25 protein-coding genes are annotated in these 24923 nt (G+C 52.9%); 16 read left to right on the top strand and 9 right to left on the bottom strand.

Annotated features, from left to right (window positions below; all coding sequences use genetic code 11):
• The first annotated feature begins 32 nt into the window (after nucleotides 1-32).
• Both HZS79_RS10660 and HZS79_RS10655 read left to right on the top strand, forming a co-directional pair.
• A complete protein-coding gene (locus HZS79_RS10660) occupies nucleotides 33-887 on the top strand; it encodes a universal stress protein (protein ID WP_162217762.1) in 855 nt (284 codons plus the stop codon).
• A 19-nt stretch (nucleotides 888-906) separates the two neighbouring features.
• Nucleotides 907-1248 (top strand): TraR/DksA family transcriptional regulator, encoded by a 342-nt coding sequence (locus HZS79_RS10655; RefSeq protein ID WP_179927848.1) that lies wholly within the window; start codon nucleotides 907-909, stop codon nucleotides 1246-1248.
• A gap of 4 nt (nucleotides 1249-1252) precedes the next feature.
• Here HZS79_RS10655 and HZS79_RS10650 read toward each other — a convergent pair whose 3' ends face one another.
• A complete protein-coding gene (locus HZS79_RS10650) occupies nucleotides 1253-2938 on the bottom strand; it encodes a 2-isopropylmalate synthase (RefSeq protein ID WP_162217764.1) in 1686 nt (561 codons plus the stop codon).
• A 218-nt stretch (nucleotides 2939-3156) separates the two neighbouring features.
• On the opposite strand from HZS79_RS10650, the gene HZS79_RS10645 reads away from it, so the two are divergent.
• Both HZS79_RS10645 and HZS79_RS10640 read left to right on the top strand, forming a co-directional pair.
• Nucleotides 3157-3642: an Lrp/AsnC family transcriptional regulator gene (locus HZS79_RS10645; RefSeq protein ID WP_162217765.1), complete on the top strand. Its 486-nt coding sequence runs from the start codon at nucleotides 3157-3159 to the stop codon at nucleotides 3640-3642.
• Nucleotides 3643-3713: 71 nt separating this feature from the next.
• On the top strand, nucleotides 3714-4073 hold the full coding sequence (locus tag HZS79_RS10640) for a RidA family protein (protein ID WP_162217766.1): 360 nt from the start codon (nucleotides 3714-3716) through the stop codon (nucleotides 4071-4073).
• A gap of 24 nt (nucleotides 4074-4097) precedes the next feature.
• Here the strand turns inward: HZS79_RS10640 and HZS79_RS10635 are convergent, their stop codons facing one another.
• From HZS79_RS10635 to HZS79_RS10620, 4 genes are all read right to left on the bottom strand, one after another.
• On the bottom strand, nucleotides 4098-4961 hold the full coding sequence (locus HZS79_RS10635) for a MurR/RpiR family transcriptional regulator (protein WP_162217767.1): 864 nt from the start codon (nucleotides 4959-4961) through the stop codon (nucleotides 4098-4100).
• Nucleotides 4942-6720 (bottom strand): GGDEF/EAL domain-containing response regulator, encoded by a 1779-nt coding sequence (locus HZS79_RS10630; protein WP_179927847.1) that lies wholly within the window; start codon nucleotides 6718-6720, stop codon nucleotides 4942-4944. Before HZS79_RS10630 ends, HZS79_RS10635 begins: the two co-directional genes overlap by 20 nt.
• The gene (locus HZS79_RS10625; protein ID WP_179927846.1) at nucleotides 6717-9329 is read right to left on the bottom strand and encodes an ATP-binding protein; all 2613 of its coding nucleotides are present in this window, start codon (nucleotides 9327-9329) and stop codon (nucleotides 6717-6719) included. The genes HZS79_RS10630 and HZS79_RS10625 overlap by 4 nt, the downstream gene beginning before the upstream one ends.
• Before the next feature lie 93 nt (nucleotides 9330-9422).
• On the bottom strand, nucleotides 9423-10778 hold the full coding sequence (locus tag HZS79_RS10620; protein WP_179927845.1) for an aldehyde dehydrogenase family protein: 1356 nt from the start codon (nucleotides 10776-10778) through the stop codon (nucleotides 9423-9425).
• A 160-nt stretch (nucleotides 10779-10938) separates the two neighbouring features.
• Here HZS79_RS10620 and HZS79_RS10615 point away from each other — a divergent pair, with 160 nt between their 5' ends.
• The 12 genes from HZS79_RS10615 (at nucleotide 10939) to lpxL (ending at nucleotide 21583) form a co-directional block, all read left to right on the top strand.
• Nucleotides 10939-12087: a GNAT family N-acetyltransferase gene (locus tag HZS79_RS10615; protein WP_179927844.1), complete on the top strand. Its 1149-nt coding sequence runs from the start codon at nucleotides 10939-10941 to the stop codon at nucleotides 12085-12087.
• Between the two features lie 88 nt (nucleotides 12088-12175).
• Nucleotides 12176-12529: a cell division protein FtsB gene (ftsB, locus tag HZS79_RS10610; RefSeq protein ID WP_162217772.1), complete on the top strand. Its 354-nt coding sequence runs from the start codon at nucleotides 12176-12178 to the stop codon at nucleotides 12527-12529.
• Nucleotides 12526-13236, top strand: coding sequence for a 2-C-methyl-D-erythritol 4-phosphate cytidylyltransferase (gene ispD / locus HZS79_RS10605; protein WP_162217773.1), 711 nt, complete (start codon nucleotides 12526-12528; stop codon nucleotides 13234-13236). The genes ftsB and ispD overlap by 4 nt, the downstream gene beginning before the upstream one ends.
• Before the next feature lie 12 nt (nucleotides 13237-13248).
• Nucleotides 13249-13737, top strand: a complete 489-nt coding sequence (ispF, locus tag HZS79_RS10600) for a 2-C-methyl-D-erythritol 2,4-cyclodiphosphate synthase (protein ID WP_162217774.1) — start codon at nucleotides 13249-13251, stop codon at nucleotides 13735-13737.
• Nucleotides 13730-14770, top strand: coding sequence for a tRNA pseudouridine(13) synthase TruD (truD, locus tag HZS79_RS10595; RefSeq protein WP_179927843.1), 1041 nt, complete (start codon nucleotides 13730-13732; stop codon nucleotides 14768-14770). The genes ispF and truD overlap by 8 nt, the downstream gene beginning before the upstream one ends.
• Nucleotides 14771-14780: 10 nt before the next feature.
• Nucleotides 14781-15527, top strand: coding sequence for a 5'/3'-nucleotidase SurE (gene surE / locus HZS79_RS10590; RefSeq protein ID WP_162217776.1), 747 nt, complete (start codon nucleotides 14781-14783; stop codon nucleotides 15525-15527).
• Nucleotides 15514-16191, top strand: a complete 678-nt coding sequence (locus HZS79_RS10585; RefSeq protein WP_162217777.1) for a protein-L-isoaspartate(D-aspartate) O-methyltransferase — start codon at nucleotides 15514-15516, stop codon at nucleotides 16189-16191. Before surE ends, HZS79_RS10585 begins: the two co-directional genes overlap by 14 nt.
• A complete protein-coding gene (locus tag HZS79_RS10580) occupies nucleotides 16188-17159 on the top strand; it encodes a DUF368 domain-containing protein (RefSeq protein WP_162217778.1) in 972 nt (323 codons plus the stop codon). The genes HZS79_RS10585 and HZS79_RS10580 overlap by 4 nt, the downstream gene beginning before the upstream one ends.
• A 7-nt stretch (nucleotides 17160-17166) precedes the next feature.
• Nucleotides 17167-18294 carry a peptidoglycan DD-metalloendopeptidase family protein gene (locus HZS79_RS10575; protein ID WP_179927842.1) on the top strand — a complete coding sequence of 376 codons (1128 nt, stop codon included), beginning with the start codon at nucleotides 17167-17169 and terminating at the stop codon, nucleotides 18292-18294.
• 146 nt (nucleotides 18295-18440) lie between these two features.
• Nucleotides 18441-19415, top strand: a complete 975-nt coding sequence (gene rpoS / locus HZS79_RS10570; RefSeq protein ID WP_162217780.1) for an RNA polymerase sigma factor RpoS — start codon at nucleotides 18441-18443, stop codon at nucleotides 19413-19415.
• Between the two features lie 141 nt (nucleotides 19416-19556).
• Complete coding sequence (gene alr, locus HZS79_RS10565; protein ID WP_162217781.1) at nucleotides 19557-20657, top strand: alanine racemase; 1101 nt, start codon at nucleotides 19557-19559, stop codon at nucleotides 20655-20657.
• 11 nt (nucleotides 20658-20668) lie between these two features.
• A complete protein-coding gene (gene lpxL, locus HZS79_RS10560) occupies nucleotides 20669-21583 on the top strand; it encodes an LpxL/LpxP family Kdo(2)-lipid IV(A) lauroyl/palmitoleoyl acyltransferase (RefSeq protein ID WP_162217782.1) in 915 nt (304 codons plus the stop codon).
• Between the two features lie 97 nt (nucleotides 21584-21680).
• On the opposite strand, the gene speD is transcribed toward lpxL, so the two are convergent.
• From speD to HZS79_RS10540, 4 genes are all read right to left on the bottom strand, one after another.
• Nucleotides 21681-22475, bottom strand: a complete 795-nt coding sequence (speD, locus tag HZS79_RS10555) for an adenosylmethionine decarboxylase (RefSeq protein WP_162217783.1) — start codon at nucleotides 22473-22475, stop codon at nucleotides 21681-21683.
• Nucleotides 22476-22742: 267 nt separating this feature from the next.
• The gene (locus HZS79_RS10550) at nucleotides 22743-23162 is read right to left on the bottom strand and encodes an OsmC family protein (protein ID WP_162217784.1); all 420 of its coding nucleotides are present in this window, start codon (nucleotides 23160-23162) and stop codon (nucleotides 22743-22745) included.
• A 71-nt stretch (nucleotides 23163-23233) separates the two neighbouring features.
• Nucleotides 23234-23914, bottom strand: a complete 681-nt coding sequence (murU, locus tag HZS79_RS10545) for an N-acetylmuramate alpha-1-phosphate uridylyltransferase MurU (RefSeq protein WP_179927841.1) — start codon at nucleotides 23912-23914, stop codon at nucleotides 23234-23236.
• Nucleotides 23911-24921 carry an aminoglycoside phosphotransferase family protein gene (locus tag HZS79_RS10540; protein WP_179927840.1) on the bottom strand — a complete coding sequence of 337 codons (1011 nt, stop codon included), beginning with the start codon at nucleotides 24919-24921 and terminating at the stop codon, nucleotides 23911-23913. The genes murU and HZS79_RS10540 overlap by 4 nt, the downstream gene beginning before the upstream one ends.
• Nucleotides 24922-24923: the final 2 nt, after the last annotated feature.

Here is a 24923-nt window from a genome sequence, read left to right as displayed (position 1 = left end):
GTGTTTACGCACCCGCTCAAGGAGCCACCTTTATGTCTGACCGCGTATTAGCAGCAATTGATGGATCTCAGTATTCAGAAAGCGTATGCGACTACGCAACCTGGGCCGCCAAGGCTCTGGATGCCCCATTAAGCTTTATTCATGTTTTAGATAATCACTCCCAAGTGGCAGAACCAGATCTCACCGGCAATCTAGGACTAGGTACTCGAGAGCATCTACTTGAACAGCTGTCAGATATTGAGGAGCAGCGGGCAAAAGTTGCTCGAGAGCAGGGTAAGTTGATGTTAGCGGCTGCCCAGCACCGGGCTGCTGATCTAGGCGTCACCGATGCCCGAGTCCTTCAGCGCAATGGCACGCTCGTCGAAACGCTGGTGGAAAATGAAACGGATACGCGGTTGTTGGTGTTGGGTAAGCGCGGCGAGTCGGCACATCAAGCTAGTGGTCATCTAGGGTTGAATTTAGAGCGAGTAGTACGCGAGATGCATCGCCCGATTCTAATGGTGCCCAAGCAGTTCACGCAGCCGCAAAATGTGATGATGGCCTTTGATGGGAGCAAAACGGCGCGCAAAGGTGTTGAGATGCTAGCCAAAAGCCCGCTATTTGAAGGGGCAACCTGCCATGTGGTGATTGTGGGGGCTGAAACCGCTGAAAATCGCTCGCAGCTTGAGTGGGCCATTGAAACATTGCAAGCCGCGGGTCATGTGGCTGAAGGGGCGATTCGTGCCGGTGACGTAGAGGAGACCCTACGAGCTTATAAGCAGGAGAACACTATCGATTTGCTTGTGATGGGCGCTTATGGCCATTCGCGTATTCGCCACTTGTTGGTGGGCAGCACTACCACCCAGATGCTGCGCAACGCCCAAATGCCGGTGCTAATTTTGCGCTGAAGCAAATAGGGAAACGCAGATGAACCACCCTGAGGTAGATATCCCCGCGATACGGGAAAAGCTCTTGGCGCTAGAGACTTCTTTGCGAGAAGAGAGCGCTGACAGCGCGTCCTCAAGAGAGACCGTGGTGCTAGACCAAACCTCGGTGGGGCGGCTTTCACGTATGGATGCGCTGCAGAGCCAAGCCATGGTAAAGGCAGAAGAGCAGCGCCGCCAAATGACGCTTAAGCGTATTAGCGGCGCCTTGCAGCGTATTGATCAAAAGAACTTTGGTGAGTGTATTGAGTGTGGCGAATGGATTGGTGCCAAACGCCTCACTTGGGATCCGTTAGTGCTGAAATGTATCGAGTGTGCTGAATAAGCGTTTATGCCTCGATAGCAGCGTCTTCCTGCTGTGGTTGCCTAGTGGCCTGTGCAGCATTAATGCCTGACAGCAGCGCCTTCAGCGATGCACTCACGGTGTCGCTATCTTCAGCCACGGCGCAAAGTCGTTGCCCGTCTATATTGAGCTGAACGAAAGCGATAGCGTTGGCTTCACTGTCGCCGCCAAGGGAGTGTTCGCTATAGTCAACAATCGTCACGTTGCTACCTGAATGTTTCTTCCAGGCATCGGTGAAGGATGACATGGCACCGTTGCCGGTACCTGACAAGCGCAGCGTTTCAGAGCCTTCCCACAGGGTGATTTCAATACCTTCGTACTGACCTTTCGAGAGCCGGTAATCGGCCAGTGAAAGCGGCGCATCCTGAGTGAAATTATCAAACATCACCTGGCGAATTATTTCGCTGGAAAGCTCGCTGTTGCGGCGTTCGCTCTCTTGTTGCACGTAAGGGGCAAGTGCCAGCATCATCCAGCGTGGCAGATTAATGCCGTAGTCTCTCTCCAGCAAAAAGGCCATGCCGCCTTTGCCTGACTGGCTATTAACCCGAATGACGGCTTGATAATCGCGACCAATATCGTGGGGGTCAATAGGCAAGTACGCCACTTGCCACGGCTCATCGGGCTTTTGATGCTTGAGTGATTTACGAATAGCGTCCTGATGGCTACCGGAAAACGCGGTATACACCATCTCGCCTACCCAGGGGTGGCGCGGGTGGATGGTGATGCCGGTGCACTCATGTACCACCTGGACAATCTCATCCGGATTGGAAAGGTCCAGCTCAGGGTCAATGCCCTGGCTATAGAGGTTCATCGCCAGGGTGACGATATCCATATTGCCCGTGCGCTCGCCGTTACCCAGAAGCGTGCCTTCGACACGGTCGGCACCCGCTAACAATGCCAGCTCTGCTGAAGCGACGGCGCCGCCACGGTCGTTGTGGGTATGTACCGAAATAATCACACTGTCACGGCGGCTGATATGCTGGCAAAAGTAGTCAATTTGGTCAGCATGATGGTGCGGCCCTGCGACTTCTACCGTGGTAGGCAAGTTCAGGATGCACTTGTTGTCTGGCGTTGGTTGCCAGACATCCATCACTGCCTCGCAAATAGCTAGTGAGAAATCAATTTCAGTGCTAGAGAAGCTTTCCGGAGAATACTGAAAGCGCCAATCAACGCCTGGGTATTGGGCAGCATAGGTTTTTACCCAGGTAGCGCCCTGAACGGCAATATCGGTAATACCGTCTCGGTCCATCTCGAACACCCGCTCGCGCTGGATGGTGGAGGTGGAGTTATAAAGGTGAATAATGGCGCGTTTGACGCCCACCAGCGAGGCAAAGGTTTTCTCGATTAAGTGTTCGCGGCACTGTACGAGCACCGCAATGGTCACATCGTCTGGAATTTGGTCTTCTTCTATTAGCCAACGTACAAAATCGTAGTCTGGCTGGCTAGCCGAGGGGAAGCCCACCATCACTTCTTTGATGCCCACCTTGATAATCTGGTGCCAAAAACGCTGCTTTTGCTCAACTGTCATCGGCTCTAGCAGCGCCTGGTTGCCATCGCGTAGGTCTTCACTTACCCAAATTGGCGCGTGTGTCAGGTCGCGGTCCGGCCATTGGCGGTTAAACGCGGGAACACGCGGAGCAGGGCGATATTTGCGATGATCAAAAGCAGACATGGTGAGTTTCCTGAAGGCTGTGAATTATTGAGGCGGCCGCTTGTGGCGTAAGCCGCGTTAACGGGTGCCAGGATAAGGCGCCACGTAGGGGCTGCTTGTGACAGTGAGGACAGTTTACTTGATGTAGGGCGAAAGGTTATTGCGAAAATGTGGCTTTATCGCCAATAATTGGCAGTAAATATCGTTGATTTGTTTTTTATTGGTAGAGGCTGCTTGCTATGTCCGTGGTGCCGCTGGAACTCGATCGTTTTGATCGCCATATCCTTAATGTGTTGCAGCAGGAGGGGCGCATTAGTAATCAGGAGTTAGCCGAACGCATCGGGCTTTCCCCTTCGCCCTGTTTGCGCCGGGTGCGGGCACTAGAGGAGCATGGGCTAATTACCCAATATCGCGCCGATGTTGATGCGCGTCAGTTGGGATACCAGCTGATGGTGCTGTTACATATTTCAATGGATCAGCACACCCCCGAACGTTTCGACAACTTTGAGCGACATATCCGGAAAATTCCCAACGTCATTGAGTGCTTAATTATTACCGGCCAAGCAGCGGATTTTCAGCTGAAAATTCTGGTTCGTGATATGGACGACTATCAGCACCTCCTGCTGCACGTTATTAACCGCATTGAAGGCGTGACCGGTGCCCACACCAGTTTTGTGTTGCGGCGAGTCTTCGAACACCGCCCCGTCCCGACAGAGCGCCCTTGATAACGAAGTCGTAGGCAATAAGGTAATAGCGGTTTACACTGCATTTTTCGATTAGCTAAGGAGATTAACCCATGACAATTCAGCGCCATGATACAAAAGCCCGTATGAGCCGTGCCGTTATTCACCAGGGGGTGGCTTATTTGTGTGGCCAGGTAACCGGCCCCGAAGCGCGCCACGAAGGGATTAAAGAGCAAACCGAAAGCATGTTGGCGCGGGTTGATGCGTTGCTAAAAGAGATTGGCTCTAGCCGTGAGCAGCTATTGAGCGCGACAATCTATCTCAAAGACGGTAGTGATTTTGCCGCTATGAACGAAGTGTGGGATGCGTGGGTACCTGAGGGCTATGCACCGGCACGCACCTGTGTATGCGCGCCACTGCCTGCTGATGAACTCAAAGTAGAAATTACGGTTACCACTGCCGTTAGCAGTTAAGTTATTTAATTGATGGCTTTCTGATTACTTACCCGCCTTCTCTACGGGAAAACGGGTCTCACGCAGGCTATCTTTGATTTTCTTTAGGTGCGGCAAGAAGTCTTCGCCGCGCCTTAGGGTAACCCCAGTGGCTAGGGCATCAATCAGCGTTAATTGAATCATCCGCGAGGTCATGGGCATATAGTGGTCGGTGTCCTCGGGGGTGGCTACCTCAAGGGTTGCGGTACACTCTAACGAAAGCGGGGAGTGGGGGGCAGTGATGCCGAGCACTACCGCGCCTGCTTCGCGAGCAACCCGAGCGATATCGACCAGTTCCCTGGTGCGCCCTGTGTAAGAAATAATCACGACGACGTCACCCGTATGGCAGGCAGCAGCCACCATGCGCTGCATCAGTACATCCACGTAGGCGACGACGGGCAGGTTGAAGCGGAAGAATTTGTGCTGAGCATCCTGGGCAACGGCACCAGATGCGCCTAAACCAAAGAAATGGATCTGTTTCGCCTGGGTGAGGTAGTCGACCATGCGTTCTACGGCGGTCATATCAACCTCCCGCTGAGCTTCATCCAAAGCAGCAATGGTGGCGCCAAAAATTTTCTGGGTGTACTGCGAAGCGCTATCGCCCGGCTCGACAGCCCGCGTGACATAGGGCGTGCCGCCCGCCAAGCTTTGAGCAAGTTTGATTTTAAAGTCTGGGTAGCCCTTGGCACCAAAGTTGCGGCAGAACCGATTGACCGTAGGCTCACTGACGCTGGCTGCTTGGGCAAGGCTTGCGATGCTCAGACTGGTAGCCACTGCAGGGTCTTCCAGGATGACATTGGCAACTTTGCGTTCTGAGCGGTTTAGTTCTTCTAAGCGTTCGCGTAAGCGGTCAAGCAGGTCGTGCGCCATCAACAAGCTCCCTGGCAATAGTTTTTTGAGCGTTGGGTGCCCATTCGTTGCACCACGTAAAAAAAGCGTCGGCGGTTAGCGGACGGGCATAGTAATACCCTTGCGCCGCTTCACAGCCAATAGAACGTAAGTAGTCTGCCTGTGCAGGTGTTTCAATGCCTTCTGCCACTACGTCGCATCCAACCGCATGAGCAAGCTGGGTAATCGTAAGGGCTAAATGCCGATCTACCGCGTCGTACTCTAAATCCATGACAAAGGCACGATCTATTTTCAGAGTGGAGAAGGGTAGCGTTTTAACATAGGCAAGCGAAGAGTGCCCAGTGCCAAAGTCGTCAATCGCAACAGCAATGCTCATCTCGGCAAGTTGAGCTAGCTGCGTGCGTGCATTGTGCATATCACTTAATAAGCCTGATTCGGTGACTTCTAATGCGAAAAAACGTGCAGGAATGTCGTATTCAGCCAGCTTGGCAAGCAACGTTTGGGCAAAGTCTTTGCGTGCCAATTGGCGCGCTGCCACATTCACTGCAATATGGAAGTGATCGTCTAGCAAACCTTTTGCACGCCACTCCAAGATGTACTGCATTGTTTTCTCAAGCACCCACTCACCAATAGACAGAATATCACCACTTGCTTCCGCTAGGGGAATAAAGTCCGCTGGTGAAATATTGCCTAGCTCAGGGTGGTGCCAGCGTAGGAGTGCTTCAGCACCGATGACGCGCTGGGTTACCAGCGAAACCTTAGGCTGGAATGCTATCGACATCTCGCCACGATCGGTAGCGTTTCGAATCGCTTGTTGGAGGTTTAAACGGTGGCGTTGCCGTGCTTCTAGCGTTTCGTTATAGCATTGAACGCGCAACGTGCCGCTCTGCGGTAGCGCCAGGGCAGCCATATGGACAAGGCGTTCGATGTCGAAATAGGCATCCGCCCAGCTAATACCAATGCGGGCATTGAGGGGCAATAGTAAGTCTCCCAGCGCTTGGTCGTCCTCGAAGCAGCTCAACAACTGCGCAGCAGAGTGCCTTAACGCCTCGAGATCAGCGTGGTCTGTAATGACTAATATCTCGCTGCCCCCCCACAAGCCTATTTGGCATGACTTGCTGAGCTTGGCTGAAAGCTTACGGCTGATATGAACCATCAATCTATCAGCGACGCCGTAGCCATGCAGCTTAATGACGTCGTCTAGGTGGTCTAGGGCAATGAAGAGTAAGCCTGTCCCCGTGCCGCGCATTGCCGCTTCACGAAGCATTTGTGTGAGTGCGCGGCGATTAGCCAGCTGGGTAATTGGATCGGTACGAGACTGGCGGTCTAGCTCTTTAGTGCGCTTTGCCACCATGCGCTCAAGTGTGTCTGCCTGCTGATTGCGGACTTGATAACGGTGCTCAACGTTTAGCGTATTGCGGATGCGCTGTAACACTTCGTCATGTTTGAACGGTTTAGTGACGAAGTCGCGAACGCCCATATCAAGCGATCGATGACGTGTTTTATCATCAATTTGAGCAGTGAGCACGATGATTGGCGGTATGCGGTGGGCAAATTGTTCCTGCAACTGGGCGATGACAGCGTATCCGTCCATATAGGGCATACGAATATCAAGGAGTATCAGATCCGGTAGCGTTTGCTTACAATGCGCGAGTACTTTACGAGGGTCGCTTAAGCCGAGGACATTTTCAAAACCATGATCATCCAGCAGGTCAAGCAATAGGTCTACATTAGTGCGGTTGTCATCCACTACAAGGAGGTGTTTATGGGTAAGACTCATGGCGCCGTCCTTGGTGCAGTGGTAATAAAGCGCTTAAGTAATGCGGTCAATTTATCAATATCGATAGGTTTAGTGAGATAGTCCGCAAACCCTGCCGCCAACCCATGATGTAAATCACGCTCCATCGCATTGGCAGATAAGGCAATCACGTCGATATCTTTTAGTATTGAGTCGTTGTGCATAATATCGAGCGCCTGGAAACCATTTATGCCAGGTAAATGGATATCCATTAAAACAAGATCAGGCGGTGAGTGCCGCATGATCTCCAAGCCGAGCTCGGCGCTCGCCACAACCCGCAACTGTACGGAAGGAAAGTCATCGATAATATCTTCCATAAGCCGCTGGTTAGCTGGGTTATCTTCAACATAAAGAAGGTTAAATGCGCGCTGAGAATCCCCTGTGGCGCCCATGGCGCTGCGGTGAGATGGTGGCTCGTGTTCACCGAGGTGTTCGGTAATAGGGAGCGTAAACCAAAAGGTAGAGCCTTTACTCGGTTGACTATCAACACCGAGCTGCCCCTTCATCCTCTCTACCAGCTCACGAGTGATGGCCAAGCCAATGCCAGTGCCTTCGATCGGCCCGTGTTCTGCATCCAAACGGTTAAACGGTTCAAAAAGCTCGTGCTGGCGCTCTGGCGCAATGCCATGACCTGAATCGATGACGCTAACCTTTAGCTCGTTACCGGTCGGCTCAATATTGACGTGGATGGTGCCGTTTTCTCTATTGTATTTAATCGCGTTGGAAAGCAAGTTGAGCAGTACTTGTTTTACCCGGGTGTAATCTGCCATCACCATGCAGGGTGGCGACAATGAGTCACGCGTCAGCGTAATATTGGCTGCGCCAATGTTGGCTTCTAGCGTTGTGCAGGCATCATCTAATACGTTTTCAATTAGCATAGGTTCTAGCGAAAGCGTCATGTGACCCGCTTCGATCTTCGCTAAGTCCAGCACCTCATTGATCAGGCTTAACAGGTGTTGACCACTTTTCTCGATTTGCCCCACTTGACGCTGCTGCTTTTCACTCAGTGGGTCGCGTCGGCCTTTTGCAAGTAGCTGAGCAAAGCCGATAATCGCATTAAGCGGTGTGCGCAACTCGTGGCTCATCGAAGAGAGAAACTCGCTTTTTGCTTTGTTGGCTTGCTCTGCCTGGTCCCGGGCGGTTGCCAAATCGTAAGTGACTTGCTCACGCTCGGCCATCTGGCGGTAGAGATTAATGAGCAGTGCACAGGTGTCAGTAAAAGGTTGAAGCCAGTCTAAAAGGGCCTGGTTTAAGGGCTGTTTACTGTTCGCAATAGCAAACATGCCGATAAGGCCGTCACCGCTGAAAATAGGAACGCCCAAGTAATTGTCTAAACGTGGATGTCCCGGAGGGAAACCGCCGCGCTTGGTATGGCGATAAACGTCGTTAGTCATAATGACATCGCCATGGGCAAAGACGCGCCCTAAAAGTGAGTTGGGGTTGGTAAGCGTCATATCGCCGCTGCGTAAACGCTCCATCAGATGCCTGGACTCATCGCTCCATGAAAGGTCAGTGATAGCGTGTATTTTGAGTGCATTGGTGGTGTCGGTTGGCAGCACTTCCCCAATAATAGCGTAATCACTGTCGGTGAGCTCTCGCAGCGCTTCCATTAAAAACGTCCATAGCTGCTCAACCGACATTAGTGCTTGGTAGTCTGTAATGCCCTGATGAAGCACTTTAAGCAGGCTTTGTTCTTTATGAATTTGCTGGGTGGCATTATAAACCTCGGTTAAGTTGGTCAAAATGCCCAAAAACTCAGCAACATCTCCCTGCTCATTATGAATGGCGTTGACGGCAAGATGGACGGGGATTAAATGGCCGTCTTTGTGTAGCGCCTCTACCTCTCGGCCTCGACCAATCACCTTGGGTTCGCTGCCCGCCAAAAAGTTAGCAAGAAAGCTGTCATGGTGAGCACTTATCGTGTTGGGCGTAAACATGGCCACATTGTTACCGACCACTTCCTGCTGCTGGTACCCCAGCATTGTTAGTGCAAAAGGGTTGATGCTCAGCACGCTACCTGAGCGGTCAATACGTACGATGCCGGTGGCGCTTTCGTTAAACAGCGCCTCGTAGCGACGCGTAGTTTGCGCTAAGGCTCTACGCATTTGATGCTGGCGAAGTAACTCTTCTACTTGCCTCGCTAAGCTTTTTAAGATGGCTCGGTCACGCTGACTAAATAAGCGCGGTTTACGATCAATTAAACACAGCGTACCGACTGGCAAACCTTCAGCCAGCTGTAGTGGCTGCCCAGCATAAAAGCGAATGCGCGGTGGTCCTGTGACGAGCGGGCTGTCTGTAAAGCGCAAGTCGTTAAGCGTTTCTTCGACAACTAGCATGTCGTTAATTGCCACTGCATGGGCACAGAACGAGAGCTCTCGGCAGGTTTCGCTAGCTGTCAGCCCTTGATGGGATTTAAACCACTGCCGTTCTGCATCGACTAAGGAAACTAACGCAATAGGCAGGTCAAAAAGGTCGCAAGCAAGCTGAGTGATACGGTCAAACGCTTCGTCAGCGGGAGTATCAAGTACCTGGAGAGCGTGCAATGCCGCCAAGCGCTGGTGTTCATTCTCAGGAAAGTCTGCGGCTTGCATTGTGCGTCCCAAAAAATAATTCGTTCAAAAGTACGCTCAACTAGGTAATTAATTGGCGAATAGTAATAATTATCGGGTATTTATGAATAAGCTTTAGCCAAGCCTTAGTAATTTTAATAACCAGCGTTTGTAAGGCGGCCTTATCAGCGAGCTAGAGGATTGTTTTGACTGGTAGAAAATGCCCCGCAAATGGCTGAAACGCTCGAAGCCGTGGCGGCCGTGATAAGCGCCTGTCCCACTTTCGCCAACACCGCCAAAAGGCAGTGAGGGAACGGCGTGATGCAGCAGTGTTTCGTTAAATACCAGCGCGCCCGAACGCGTGGTGTGGCGAAAAGTCTTCTGAAGCAATTTATCGTCGGTGAAGGCATAGAGCGCCAGAGGGTGTGGCCGGGCGTTAACGAAGGCGATAGCGTCGTCGATATGTTTAACGCTGATAAGCGGTAGTGCACGGCCAAAAATTTCCTCACGCATCACTTCAAGGTCTTGGGTTGGGTCAATGACCAGCGCAGGTGCGTGATGACCGGCATCAATGACACGACAGCCATGATCTCTTGCTTGCGCTAATAATCGCTCGCTTCGTTGCTGGTGCTGGGGGCTGACGAAGCCAGTGACCTCTTTGTCGCTGGGTCGCTGTTGTTCAATGGCTCGGCTGAGCGCCTGGATAAGCGCTTCCAGAAGGCGGCTTTCCACGAGCACATAATCGGGTGCAATACAGGTCTGTCCAGCGTTCATTCCCTTGCCGAAAATAATAGAGGCGGCCGCGCGATCCAGGTCGGCATCTCCGGCCACAATGGCTGGGGATTTACCACCCAGCTCAAGTGTCACCGGCGTTAGTTGTTCGGCAGCGGCAAGTGCTACTTGACGCCCCACTTGAGTTGAGCCGGTGAACACTAAATGATCAAAGGGCAGTGCGCTGAATGCTTTTGCTACCTCTGGGCCGCCTTCAACAACACACAGCTCTTCATCGGTGAAATACTGTGGCACCAGTTTGGCCAGGAGGGCGCTGGTATTAGGGGCGTACTCACTCGGCTTGATCATGACGCTATTGCCCGCTGCGAAAGCATCGATAGCAGGCATCAGCGCTAGGCTCCACGGGTAGTTCCAGGGCGACATAACGCCGACTACGCCAAGTGGCTGAGGGGCAATGCGCGCGCGGGCGGGCCATAAGCGCCACGGCATAGCGGCGCGGCGTGGTCGCATCCAGTGCCAAAGATGCCAACGTGCGTAACGAGCGGCCTGTAATACGGCGCTGATTTCCGCTAGACGTATTTCTGTTTCGCTACGTTTACCAAAGTCGGCTTGAATAGCGCGTACGATGGCTTTCTGATGCTGCTTGGTCATTCGCGCAAGACGTGTCAGGCGCTCTCGACGGGTGCCAAGCGTGGGGAACGGTGCCTGGCTAGCTGCGTGACGCTGGGTGTGAAATAGGCGCGTTAAATCGCGTTTCATAGCGGCTCCTTTGGTCAGTTCGTTAGGACAATGGGATCACGATATCATCGCTTGAATACCGCACTCTGAACAGAAATGACAGTGTATACAGAGCGCTAGTGGCCACCGTTAGTGGTAAGGTCGTTCACTGATTTCTTGCTGATCTGCCCAGGGAGGCATCATGCTTTCACGCTCGCTGTCATGCGTTATGCTACCCGCTATCGATGCGGTGGCTGCTAACCAATGGGACGCCTTGGTCAGCAATGATCAGCCGTTTTTACGCCATGCATTTTTATTGGCGTTAGAGAGCAGCGGCTCTGTCAGCAGTGCCACAGGATGGGAGCCTTGTCATCTCAGTGTATGGCAAGATGACTGCTTAGTGGGCGCGTTGCCCATGTATCGAAAGCATCATTCCTACGGCGAGTACGTGTTTGATTGGGGGTGGGCTGATGCATTGGAGCGCGCAGGCGGTCACTATTACCCAAAAGCACTAAGTGCCATTCCGTTCACGCCTGTTCCTGGCACACGCACCTTGATCGCTGAGAGTGCCGATGCAGACGATGTGCGCGGTGTGCTAGCCGCTGCCTGGCAAGCTCACTGTGAAGAGCACAGGCTTTCAAGCTGGCATCTACTGTTTGCGCAAGATGGCGAAGTGGATGCCTGGCAGCGTCAGTTTCCAGAGTTAATTGCTCGAGAAGGTGTTCAATTTCAGTGGCGGGACCGCGCATTTGGTAATTTTGATGGTTTTTTGGCGAGCCTTACGTCGAAACGCCGCAAGATGATCAAGCGTGAGCGTCGTTTGGTCGCCGAGCAGGGCTTTACCCTGAGCTGCTTAGAGGGAGATATGATCACCCAGGAAGCAATGGCACACTTCTACCGCTGCTACACGATCACCTACCATGAGCGGGGACGACCACCGTACCTAAATAGTGCTTTTTTTGAGCACTTGCGCCATACCATGCGCGATGCGCTTGTTTTAGTTCAGGCGCTATTGCATGGTCAGCCGGTTGCAGCGGCGCTGTATTTTCGAGGTGAAAACACGCTTTATGGGCGTTATTGGGGGAGTGAGGTCGTCGCTGACTGCCTTCATTTCGAAGCATGTTATTACCAGGGAATTGAATACTGCTTAGAAAATAAGCTTTGTCTGTTTGATCCTGGTACCCAAGGTGAGCACAAGCTGGTGCGAGGGTTCGCTCCACAGCGGGTACGCTCGCTGCATTACCTTGAGCATCCTGGTTTAGCTGCAGGCGTTGCTCAATTCTGTCAGGAGGAAGGCCTGCATATTAGGGCGTACCGTGAGGCGGCGAACGAGGCACTACCGTTTAAATAATGCACTATTTATGCATAAGGTGTGGTTCGCTGGACATGGCCCTTAGTGGCATAATACGTACCGTTCAGCGCTAAAAAGGAGTGCGGTGATGCACAAATTGCTGATGGCTGCACTGCTTGCCGTCTTGGGGGTTCTCAATTATCAGCTTTGGTTCGGCAATGGTGGCTGGCAAGACTTGCAGCTGGTAGAGGAACGCGTTGCCGTTCAAGAGGCTGCCAATGTGCCTATGCGCGAGCGTAATGCTCGACTAGCCGCAGAAGTCACTGACTTAAAAACGGGCTTGGATGCCATCGAAGAACGCGCGCGTAGTGATATGGGCATGGTGCGCAGTGATGAACAGTTTTTCTGGGTGCCGGGCGTGGCGATTGAAACCGAGTTGCTGGGCATTAATGCCGGATTAGTGACCCAACCAGGGTTGCCGAGCAAGGGCAGTAATGAATGAGTAACACGTTATGGCTTATCGTTCCCGCTGCTGGGCAGGGTAAGCGCATGGGAGCCACTAAGCCTAAGCAGTACTTGGCGTTGGGAGAGCAGCCCATTTTGGCCCATACCCTTAGCCGGCTTTACGCTGCCTTCCCCACGGCACACCTTGTATTGTGTTTAGATAATGATGACTGCTGGTTCAGTTCAGCATGGGTGCCTTTTGCGAATTGGCAACGTGTCTCTGGTGGTGCTGAGCGGATGGACAGCGTTTTAAACGCGCTTAAGTCGATAACAGCCCAACAAGATGATGTAGTGATCGTGCATGATGTTGCGCGGCCTTGCGTCACATCGGCTGACTTATTAGCACTTCTCCATGCGGCTAATGAGCACCCAAGTGGTGCGCTCTTAGCCATGCCAGTGGCTGATACCATGAAGCGCGCTAATGCTGAACAGTTGAGTACTGCAACAGAGTCACGAGACGGTTTATGGCATGCGTTAACGCCACAAGGCTTTCGCTATGCCTTGTTGCGCCAGGCGCTTGAGCATGCAGTCGATCATCAGCGCGTTGTGACGGATGAAGCGTCAGCAGTTGAAGCGCTGGGTGAAGCGCCAAGATTAGTTAGCGGACGGCGTGATAATCTCAAGATAACCCACCCCGATGACCTTGCCCTTGCTGCCGCAATCATGGCTTCACAAGCGGCCCAAGGCTCTGGCACAAGTCTCTGAAAGGAGTTGTTAATGCGAATTGGCCACGGATTTGACGTGCACCGGTTTGGCACTGGTGATCATTTGATGATTGGTGGCGTTAAGTTGCCGTTTGAGCACGGCTTTATTGCCCACTCGGATGGCGATGTATTACTACATGCTGTCAGTGACGCACTGCTGGGTGCCTGTGCGCTTGGCGATATCGGGCGGCATTTCCCCGATACCGACCCTGAATGGGCTGGGGCGGATAGTCGTGCTCTTCTGCGCCATGTGGTTCAGCTGGTTCGTGCAGAAGGGTTTTGCGTCATTAACCTGGATGCCACGTTAATGGCACAAGCCCCTAAAATGGCCCCGCACATAGAAGCCATGCGCAAGGTGATTTCAGAAGATTTAGGTATTAGTCTCGGTCAGGTGAATGTTAAAGCGACCACGACCGAGCGGCTTGGGTTTACCGGGCGAGGCGAAGGGATTGCAGCTGAAGCTGTGGTACTGATTGAGCAGCACGAGGCGTTGCATGCCTAATTTACCCGCTTGGCGGCGCTTCTTGGACGCTGAGTTTGGTACGCCTAAGCCGGGTTGTTACCGAGCCCGTCCAGAGGATTTTATTGTCGATGAGCAGCTGGATTTTATGCCTGAAGATCACGGTGAACATCTGTGGTTGCGGCTTGAAAAACGCCATCAAACCACACTGGATGTGGTCAAGAGCGTTAGCCGACTGTGTGGTGTAACGCCGCGGGATATCGGCTATTCCGGCATGAAAGATCGCGTAGCAGTGACGCGGCAGTGGTTGAGTGTTCATTTACCCGGTCGTGAGGCGCCAAGCGATTTGGGCGCATCATTAGCGGCATTGGGTGTTACGGTGTTAGAGCAGGCGAGGCACCCCCGAAAGCTAAAGCGCGGTGTTCATCGTACGAACCACTTCACGTTACGGGTTAGTGGAGAAGCGCTTCAGGGGGGGCGTTTTGTTGATCGTTGGGAAGCGCTTTGTCGCCAAGGTATTCCCAATTATTTTGGTCCCCAGCGCTTTGGACGTGAGGGGCGCAATTTACAGCGTGCACAAGTGCTATTAGCCAAAGGCTGGCGCAAGCGCGATGATCGCCAAGGGATGCTGCTTTCCACCGCCCGCAGCTTTTTGTTTAATGAGTTATTAAGTGAGCGCTTGGGTGATGGTACGTGGCGTCAGCCCGTTGCGGGCGATACGGTAATGCTAGAGGGCACTCAAAGCGTTTTTACGGTTGATACGGTAGATGAGCGCCTATTAGAGCGAGCGGTGGAGCTTGATATCCACCCAACGGGGGTGCTTTGGGGAGTAGGTGAGCATGCTGCTTTGCAGGTAGCTCCTTATGAAATGCAACTGATGGAGCGCCATCCCACGCTGTGCAAAGGGTTAGTCGATAGTGGCGTGAAAAGGGCGCACCGAGCGTTGCGTGCTCGACTAATTTCGCCGCAGCTGACCTGGGAGCCAGAAGCCGTGCTACTCTCGTTTGGCTTGCCGCGAGGAAGCTTTGCAACGGCCGTTATCAGTGAGCTAATTCACCACCCTGATTTTGATTAAGGAGACGCTGATGCGGCGACTACTGCTTTCCAATGACGATGGTGTTCATGCCCCAGGGCTGCGGGCGCTGCATGACGCATTAATGGCTCATGCAAATTTGCGTGTGGTAGCACCTGACCGCGATCGCAGTGGTGCCAGCAATTCGCTCACGCTCTCGCGTCCGCTTTCGTTAACCGCCCTTGATAGCGGTTTTTATAGTGTCGACGGCACGCCAGCGGATTGCGTCTATTTAGGTGTCAACGGGATTTGGGATGAGCGGCCTGACTTAGTTATTTCAGGTATTAATCATGGTAGTAATCTTGGCGATGACGTTCTTTATTCAGGAACGGTCGCTGCTGCGATGGAAGGCCGTAACTTAGGTATGACCGCCATTGCCATGTCACTTTGCGGTAATCGGTATTTCAGCACGGCTGGAAAAGTAGCTGCCAGCTTAATTGGTGCTGCTGACCAGCTATCGCTACCGCCTCGCACGTTGCTAAATGTCAACGTGCCGGACGTGCCTTGGGAAGAGATTAAAGGTGTTAAGGTGACCCGCCTGGGGTATCGGGGCCCAGCGGAGAAGCCTGTTCCCGTGCAAGATCCGCGTGGGCGTACTCGCTACTGGATTGCGCCGGTAGCGGCCAATGCAGATGATGGCGAGGATACCGACTTCGCTGCTATCGAGGCAGGTTATGTGTCGATTACACCCCTTCAAACCGATTTGACGCGCCACCCCGCGCGCAATGATGTGCAGGACTGGTTGGATGCTTTTGCCTGAACTGTCACCTAGAGAGCTGCGTGGCAGAGGAATGACCTCTCAGCGCACTCGAGACCGAATGGTAGAGCGGCTTGCGCAGCAAGGAATTCAAGAGGCTCGGGTGCTCGATGTTATGGCCAGTGAGCCACGGCATTTGTTTGTGGATGAAGCGCTGGCTCACCGCGCCTACGAAGATACTGCACTGCCGATTGGGTTTGGTCAGACCCTATCGCAACCTCTGACAGTTGCGCGAATGACAGAGCTTGTTTTGCGGGCTGACCCAAAACGTGTGCTGGAAGTAGGCACTGGCTCAGGCTATCAAACACTGATCCTGTCCAGACTGGTGCCAACGCTATATTCAGTTGAGCGCATTCATGCGTTACATCAGCGCGCTGCAGAGCGACTTTGGCGGCTTGATGCGCCCGCTACCCTGGCGGTGGCCGATGGTGGAGAAGGTTGGCCAGCAGCAGCGCCCTTTGACGTGATTTTGTTAACGGCTTGCGCTCAAACATTACCTGAAGCACTGCTGGAGCAATTGAGTCATGATGGCGTGCTGATTGCGCCTCTGGAAGAGCCCGATGGTGGTCAGTGGCTTACCCAAATAAAGCGCATGGGCAGTGCTTTTGAGAAGCGACGGCTTGAACCCGTGCGTTTTGTACCCCTTTTGCAAGGAGTGGTGGATTGAAGCGTCGATTTGTAGGATTGTTTTTAAAAGGCGCAGGTATGGGAGCTGCGGATGCGGTGCCCGGGGTTTCAGGTGGCACTATAGCCTTCATTACGGGTATTTATGAAGAGCTAATCAATACCATAAAGCAGTTCGGCCCCACTGCTGTCACGGCATGGCGGCGTGGTGGTTGGTCGGCATTAGCCCAACATTTGAACATCGCTTTTTTATTACCTTTATTGTTAGGAGTGGGCGTTAGCCTATTCAGCGTTGCCCATTTAGCACTCTGGTTGATGGAGGCTCACCCGCTGCTTATTGAAGGCTTCTTCTTTGGATTGGTGGCGGCGTCAGCATTTGTTGTAGGGAGGGCTGGGCGAGGCTGGAAAATTTGGTACTTGTTGCCGCTGGTGATGGGGTTGCTGTTGGCAAAAGCGCTGCCGGGTATGATGCCGTTGGTGTTGCTGATCGGTAATGAGGCATTGGTTGTCATGGTGGCAGGCTGTATTGCTATCAGTGCTATGCTGCTTCCTGGCGTCTCAGGCAGCTTTTTGCTGCTCACAATGGGGCTCTATGGCACCATTATGGGTGCTATCCGCAGTTTCGATATCGGTATTATCATGCTGTTCGGTATGGGGTGTATTATAGGTTTGGCACTGTTCTCACGGCTGCTGTCGTGGTTACTGCACCGTTACCATGATTCCACATTGCAGCTTTTGCTTGGATTTATTGTTGGCTCGTTACCGGTGTTATGGCCTTGGAAAGAGTTGTTGCGTTATCAGCTTGGTCCTGAGGGGCAAATGATCCCGTTGGCTCACCGTTATCTGTTACCTAGTGACTATGCGGTATTGTCCGGCGCATCGGCTCAGACAATAGGCGTTATTACATTAATGGCAGCAGGCGCACTATTGGTAGTGTTATTAAACCGTCGTGCAGTGCACTATGCCGAGCATAGATCAACAGGAAACGCACGCGGCGTTGAAAAGGAGTAGGGTTTTAATGCGTAAGGTTTTCATGATGTCGGTACTAGCGCTGGCGGTTAGTGGTTGTGCTAGTCAGCAGCACAACACTCCTCAGGTGCGCGACTTAAGCGAGGCACGCCGCGCGGTTGAAAGCTCGCCGCAGTATACCGTTAAGCCTGGTGACACCTTGTACGGTATCGCGTGGCAGCATAATCTTGATTATCGCCAGCTGGCCAAAATCAATAATATTGAGGCACCCTTTCAAATTCATCCAGGCCAGACGATTGCCCTGCGAGAAGGTGCTGCTGAGGTTAGTCGTCAGTCAGCCGAGCCATCCGAGCAAGCGCCTAGTCGTCCATCATCAGGGGTTGTTGCAACAGGGCTGGATCAGCAAGCCACGGCAGTGGCCAGCAATGATCAGCAGCTAGACTGGCTGCTTCCTGATGAGAGCGCGATTGAACGTAATCAGCGTTTAACGGCTGAGCGGGCCGAGAGGGCTGAACGAGCTGAACAGGCATCTGTAGCGGCAGCTCAGCAAGTCGCAGATAGTACTAGCAGTACGGCATCGTCAACGCAGCCTGAGCCAGAACCTGAGCCAACACCAGAGCCGACACCTGAACCAGAGCCGACCCCTGAACCAGAGCCGACCCCTGAACCAGAGCCGACCCCTGAACCAGAGCCGACCCCTGAACCAGAGCCGACGCCCGCGGTGGAAACACAGCCTACTGAGACGGCTCAGTCCAGCCAAACCGCCAGCGTTGACCGCTCCTCACGTACCTTCACGCCAGTCGATAATGTTAACTGGCAGTGGCCGACGTCTGGTCAAGTGACAGGCGAGTTCGGGCAGGGTGGTTCAATAACGGCTGGGATTGATATCGCAGGCCGAAAGGGGCAACCTGTTAAAGCGGCTGGCCCTGGTATTGTGGTCTATGCAGGTAGTGGTGTGCGTGGATACGGTAACCTAATACTACTTAAACACAACGATCAGTATCTGAGTGCTTATGCGCATAATGATAGCTTAAGTGTTAAAGAGAATGACGTTGTTGAAGCGGGAGAAGTTATCGCCACTATGGGGGATAGCGATGCAGACAGTGTCAAACTGCACTTTGAGGTGCGTCGAGATGGTCAACCTCAAAACCCGATGGACTATCTGCCATCTCGCTAATGATTCAGCAAGCATAGCGAGGTTTATTTGAAACCCGGATAGCTGAAGTAGGGCGTCATATAACAATAATGGTGCATGTGCACAGGGAGTGCGGCCACCTTTACATTTTCTAAATGGCGGTTAGGCGAATTAACGGGGGTAATATCATGAGTATGCTGGAGAAGGATCTACAGGAAGTTGACCTTGAGGCTGTTGAAGAAGCCATAGGTGACGCCGATGCTGACGTCGCGGCGGAAGAAGAGGCCTTCGAAAAAGCGCTGGGCCGTGATGAGCGTCAATCGACTCAAAGCTTGGATGCAACCCAGATTTACCTCAATGAAATCGGTTTTTCGCCGTTATTGACGCCGGAAGAAGAAGTGTATTACGGCCGTTTAGCGCGAAAGGGTGACCCGCTTGGGCGCTCGCGGATGATTGAGTCAAACTTGCGTCTGGTTGTGAAAATAGCCAGACGTTACCTTAATCGTGGGCTAACGCTTCTCGATTTGATAGAGGAGGGTAATCTGGGGCTTATTCGAGCCGTAGAGAAGTTTGATCCAGAGCGTGGTTTCCGCTTCTCTACTTACGCCACTTGGTGGATTCGTCAAACGATAGAGCGTGCGCTGATGAATCAAACGCGCACCATTCGGCTACCAATACATGTAGTGAAAGAGCTGAATATTTACCTTCGAGCGGCTCGTGAGCTTACCCAAAAACTCGACCACGAAGCAACGGCTGAAGAGATTGCCGATCATCTCGACAAGCCAGTGGAAACGGTTAAAAAAATGCTTGGGCTAAACGAGCGTGTTTCCTCCGTGGATTACCCCATGGGAGGAGAGAGTGATAAGCCGCTTATCGACACGCTAGCCGATGATGAGGTGCTTGGGCCCGAGGCGTGCTTGGTAGATGGCGATGTACGTGAGCACGTTGACCACTGGCTGGACGAGTTAAGTGAGAAACAGCGCGAGGTGGTTGTGCGCCGTTTTGGTCTGCGCGGCCATGAAGCCGCTACGTTAGAAGAGGTTGGGGCAGAAATTGGGCTGACCCGAGAGCGAGTGCGCCAAATTCAGGTTGAAGCGTTAAAGAAGCTACGCCGCTCATTGGAAAAGCAAGGCCTGTCTCTCAATGCAATCTTCGAGAGCTAAATGCAGTAAGATACGCAGCAATCAACATATGACGCACCGAGTTAATCGCTCGGTGCGTTGTTTTTAGGGTTGAGTTGTTTAGGACAGACCGTCTTTTGGTTGTTCAGCCGTTAACTATTTATTGTGTAAGCGAGAAATGTGATGCGCCCACTCGTGGCTCATATTGATTTAGACGCCTTGCGTCATAACTATCAGTTGGCGTGCCGCTGCGCGCCTCAAAGTCGCTCGGTAGCGGTCATTAAGGCAGATGCTTATGGGCATGGTGCGCTTGAGTGCGCACGCGCCTTGGAAGCCGATGTTCCTGCATTTGCAGTCGCCTCTATAGAAGAGGCGATTAGCCTGCGTGAAGGCGGTATTAAAGTACCCATTGTGCTACTTGAGGGCATTTTTACTGCCGATGAATTGGCGCTGGTCGACCAATACGGTTTTTGGATCAGTGTCCACAGTGAATGGCAGGTGACTGCTCTACTAGACTTCTCTCCTCGCCAGCCAATCCCAGTGTGGTTAAAGGTGGATTCAGGTATGCACCGCCTAGGGTTCTCCCCAGAGGAAGCGCCTGGTGTTTGGCAGCGCTTAGTGAACGCACCCCAGGTCACGGCACTGCATTTAATGAGCCACTTTGCCACGGCAGATGCTCGTGAGGGGAGCTACTTTAATCAGCAGATGGCAGCCTTAACGACCTTGGCAGAAAAGCTTGGTGCCCCCCTGTGCTTAGCAAACTCGCCTGCAACCCTGGCATGGCCCGTCGCTCACGGCGATTGGAATCGTCCAGGCGTTATGCTGTACGGCAGCGACCCGCTGGAAGAAGCCAATGAAATTACTCGGCAACTGCGTCCGGTGATGAGCTTGCGTTCAGAGATTATTGCCCTGCGCGAGCTTGATGAAGGCGAACCTGTCGGGTATGGCGGTCGTTGGCAGGCCCCGCGGCGTTCTAAAATTGCTGTGGTAGCGGCGGGTTATGGCGATGGGTATGACCGCCACGCGGTAGATGGCACCCCAGTGTTGGTAAACGGCCAACGCTGTGCCATTGCGGGTAAGGTCTCTATGGATATGCTGACAGTGGATGTTACCGATGTGCCAGAGGTTGCCATTGGTAGTGAGGTAGTGCTGTGGGGTTCCGCCAGCAATGGGGCTGTGTTGTCGATTGATGAAGTCGCCCGTTACTGCGATACCATCAGCTACACCCTGTTGACCGGCGTGCTGCCCAGAGTTCCGCGGCACTATAACGAGGCTCATGTTTAAACGGTTATCTTATGTCCAAAACGTCGTCTCCACGTGCTTTCATACATCCTCGTTACTGGCCAACTTGGCTCGCTATTGGCTCAATGGTGGTGGCCGCCTGGCTGCCGTGGCGTTTTAAGCTATGGGTTGGGAAAATTATTGGCCTGTTGGCGTGGCGTCTCGCGAAGCGTCGTCGACATATCACTGCGACCAATATTGCACGGTGCTTTCCTGAGAAAAGCGCTGATCAGCAGCGTCAACTAGTAAAAGAAACCTTTATCGCCAATGGGATAGGGCTGGTGGAGACGGCTACCGGCTGGTGTCGCGATGCGGAAGGGTTGCGCCATCGCGTGGCCTATCATGGCCAAGAGCATCTCGCCCGAGCCAAAGCACAGGGAAAAGGCGTGTTGGTAGTAGGGATACATTTCTCAACGCTGGATTTAGGTGGGGCATTACACTCACTGTTTTTCCCAGCGGACGTAGTGTATCGCCCACACAACAACCCGCTTTTTGAGCGCTTCATGACCCGTGCCCGTTCGCGTATTTTTGGTCAGGCGATCGATCGTCATGACTTGCGTGGTGTTGTGCGCAGGATTAAAGCTGGCCACATCGTGTGGTATTCACCGGATCAGGATTTTGGTCGCGATGTTAGCGTGTTTGCGCCACTGTTCGGTCAGCAAGCAGCCACGATTAGGCTGACCGCAAAAATTGCCCGAATGACGGGCGCGCCCGTGGTGCCGCTTATGTTTCATCGTAATCCAGACGATCGCACCTACACCATTGAGTGCTTGCCTGCGTTTGAGAATTTCCCCAGTGGGGATGAAGTAGCCGACGCTACCCGTGTGAATGAGTTTATCGAGCGGGCAATTCGTAAGCATCCTGAACAATACTTGTGGCTTCATCGGCGGTTTAAAACGCGTCCGGAAGGCGAGCCAGGCTTCTATTAGCGATTGTCAGAATACCACGAAATGATCAAAAAAAGCCGCCCTACGAGTGTCGTAGGGCGGCTTTTCGATAGCGCCTTTTGGTCGCTTAGTGCATGCGTTAGTCGAGATTGCGTGAATAGAAAATTTCTAGCATCTCTTTGCGTAGCCGGCTTTCAATATCTCGCGCTTCTTCAAACGTAATGTCGCGGCGGGAAGTGCCGAACAGATAGTTATCCAGCTCGAAATCTTTCAGCAACATTTTGGTGTGGAACATGTTTTCTTGATACACATTCACATCGATCATTTGGTAGGCGTGCTTAGTGTCGTCTGCCAAATAGTCCTGGATCGAGGTGATGTCGTGATCAATAAATAGTTTCTTGCCGTCAACGTCGCGGGTAAAACCACGAACTCGGTAGTCCATCGTGACGATGTCAGAGTCGAAGCTGTGAATCAGGTAGTTCAGCGCTTTTAACGGACTGATGTGGCCGCAGGTAGATACGTCAATATCCAGACGAAACGTGCTGATGCCATTGTCAGGGTGAGACTCGGGATAGCTATGTACTGTCACATGGCTTTTATCAAGGTGTGCCACCACCGTTTCAGGCAGCGGCCCCGGGCCAGGTTCTGTGTGCTCTGGATTAGCTTCATCCAGCTCGTGTTCAGCGATCAGAATGGTGACGCTGGCGCCGTGAGGTTCATAGTCTTGGCGAGCAATATTAAGTACATGAGCGCCGATAATATTGGTCACATCTTTCAAAATCTGCGTCAAACGTTCGGCGTTGTAAAGCTCATCGATATAATCGATATAAGCCTCACGCTGCTCTTCGGTCTTGGCGTAACAGATGTCGTAAATGTTAAAGCTCAACGAGCTGGTCAGGTTATTGAACCCGTGGAGTCGGAGATTATCTGACACGTCCGAACCTCCCTATGGCAGATGAAGACACCCCGACGAGCCAGCGCCGGAACCGATAAAAACTTGTCACCGTGATGCTGGGATTGCTTTCTTCAAAGCACCCGTTTGCTACGCAGTAGGGGTATAAACAAGCGGGCGTATTATGCCCGCCTGGGGCACGGTATGCATCCGGTCGCGCCATTTTTTTTAATACTGCCATTAAGACTGTCGTTGAGACGGTTTTACATACCGTTTTAAATGCCGCGGGAAGGTGTCGCCCTGAATTGATCAAGCGTCGACAATCTCAAAGGAGTGAGTTATCTCAACGCCGCCTTGTACCAGCATGATAGAGGCGCTGCAGTATTTCTCTGCGGAGAGCTCGACTGCTCGCTGTACTTGCTTCTCTTTTAAGTTGCGACCAGTCACCACAAAGTGCACGTGGATGTTGGTAAACACGGAGGGCACTTCATCGGCACGCTCGGCGTCCAGTTCCGCGACACAGTCGGTGACATCAGCACGGGCTTTATCGAGAATATTCAAGATATCAAACGCAGTGCAGCTGCCCATGCCCATTAGCAGCATTTCCATGGGGCGAGGGCCCGTATTACGGCCGCCATGGTCAGGCGGTCCGTCGATGACAACGCTATGTCCGCTACCCGATTCCGCAACGAATTGGCGGCCGTCTGTCCATTTTACCCTTGCTTTCACGTTGCTCTCCTCATCTAGGCGACGAAAGGTAAGTCGCGCAGCATAACATTTCTATTGATAAGCGCACTGCTTCATCGCTGGCTTTCCTGCGCTGATGCTAAAAGAAAGTGCTCAAGCTCATTCAGCCTTTCGGGGGTGCCTACATCGACCCAGTGGCCTGAAAAGTGTTCGCCGCTGACGTGGTGATTGGCTATGGCTTGTTTTAGCAGCGGCGCCAGGGCAAACGTGCCCATCGGCTCGCGGGCGACAAGCTCAGGCCGCAGTATACTAATGCCTGCAAAGGTCATGCGCGAGCTGCCTTCCAAGCCAACGCGGCCATGCGTAAGGGTAAAATCACCAACGAGATGGTGAGGTGGGTTATCAACCAACACCAGATGAGCCAAGTCATCATGCTGTAAACGGGTCTCTGAGGGGATATGGTCACACCACACGTCCCCGTTAACCAACAGAAACGGCGCATCGCCCAATAATGGTAATGCCTTCTGTATGCCTCCACCTGTCTCTAAGGGGGTCGTTTCTTGACTCCAGTGAATACGTAGCTGGAAGCGACTTCCGTCGCCCAGTGCTGCCATTATCTGCTCTGCGCGATAGCTAACATTAATCACGACCTCGTTAATGCCTGCGAGCTTTAGCTTTTCAAGGTGATGCACGATCAGTGGCTTTCCAGCCACTGGAAGCAGCGGTTTTGGACAATGGTCGGTCAATGGGCGCATGCGCTTGCCAAGCCCTGCGGCTAAGATCATCGCTTTCATAAGTTGCTTTCCGCCAGCTGTTGAAGAATAGCGGGGCGAAGCGTGCTACCCACCCACTCAGTAAACTCGCTGTGATCAGGTAGCGCGACTAGGCTATCTTCTAAGTGCGATAAAAAGTGCGGCAACCGTGCTAAGTACCCCTGCTTGGCATCGCGTAGGGTAAGCCTGCAAAAAATTCCCAGTACCTTAAGTGAGCGTTGGGCGGCCATGGCTTGGCATTGGCTAATAAAGTCTGCTTCGCTGATATGGCTGGGCAGTCGTCCGTCCTGGCGTGCTTGGTGGTAAAACGCAGTGACGAAATAAGCAAATTGTTCCTGGGAGAAACGGCAGTAACGCCCCCTCAGTAGGGAAATAACATCGTAGCTGAGTGGGCCGGCCACCGCATCTTGGAAGTCAATCATATATAGTGTTTGCTCGTGCCGCATGAGGTTCATCGCATCAAAGTCACGATGCACGCTGACAACGGGCTGCCCAAGCGCCTGCTCAATAAGGTAGTCGCGCATTACGGTCCAACTGCTTGGCGCGGGTAGCGACAACCAACGCTCTAAACACCATTCTGGGAAGAGATCCAACTCTCGGGCAAGTAGCGCTGCGTCATAGGGGGGTAGCAGCTCTGGGTTAGCACGGTTTTGTAACTTAGCAACCAGCGTCAGTGCATCAAGATGTTGCTGCTGGATGCGCTCCTTATTAGTGAATAATGTCTGAAGCGGGGTGTCACCTAAGTCGTCCAGTAATAAAAAACCGGCGTCTAGGTCAGCGGCATGCACCTGGGGAACAGGTAATCCTGCTGCGTGCCAGCGTTTGCCAATGGTGACAAAGGGCGTGGAGTCCTCTTGGTTTGGGGGGGCATCCATGAGCATTTGGGTGCTGCCATTGGGCAGCGTTAAGCGAAAATAGCGCCGGAAACTGGCATCACCACCCGCAGGGGAAAGCTGAATGGCGGCGCTATCAAGGCCATGTTGTTGTGCCGCCCACAGGGTGAGGGCGTTAATCCTAGATGAGGACATGC

The organism is Vreelandella zhaodongensis, from assembly GCF_013415115.1.
GTDB lineage: Bacteria > Pseudomonadota > Gammaproteobacteria > Pseudomonadales > Halomonadaceae > Vreelandella > Vreelandella zhaodongensis.
The sequence above is the reverse complement of the archived record's forward strand: the minus strand, read 5'-3'. Positions and strand labels throughout refer to the sequence as shown.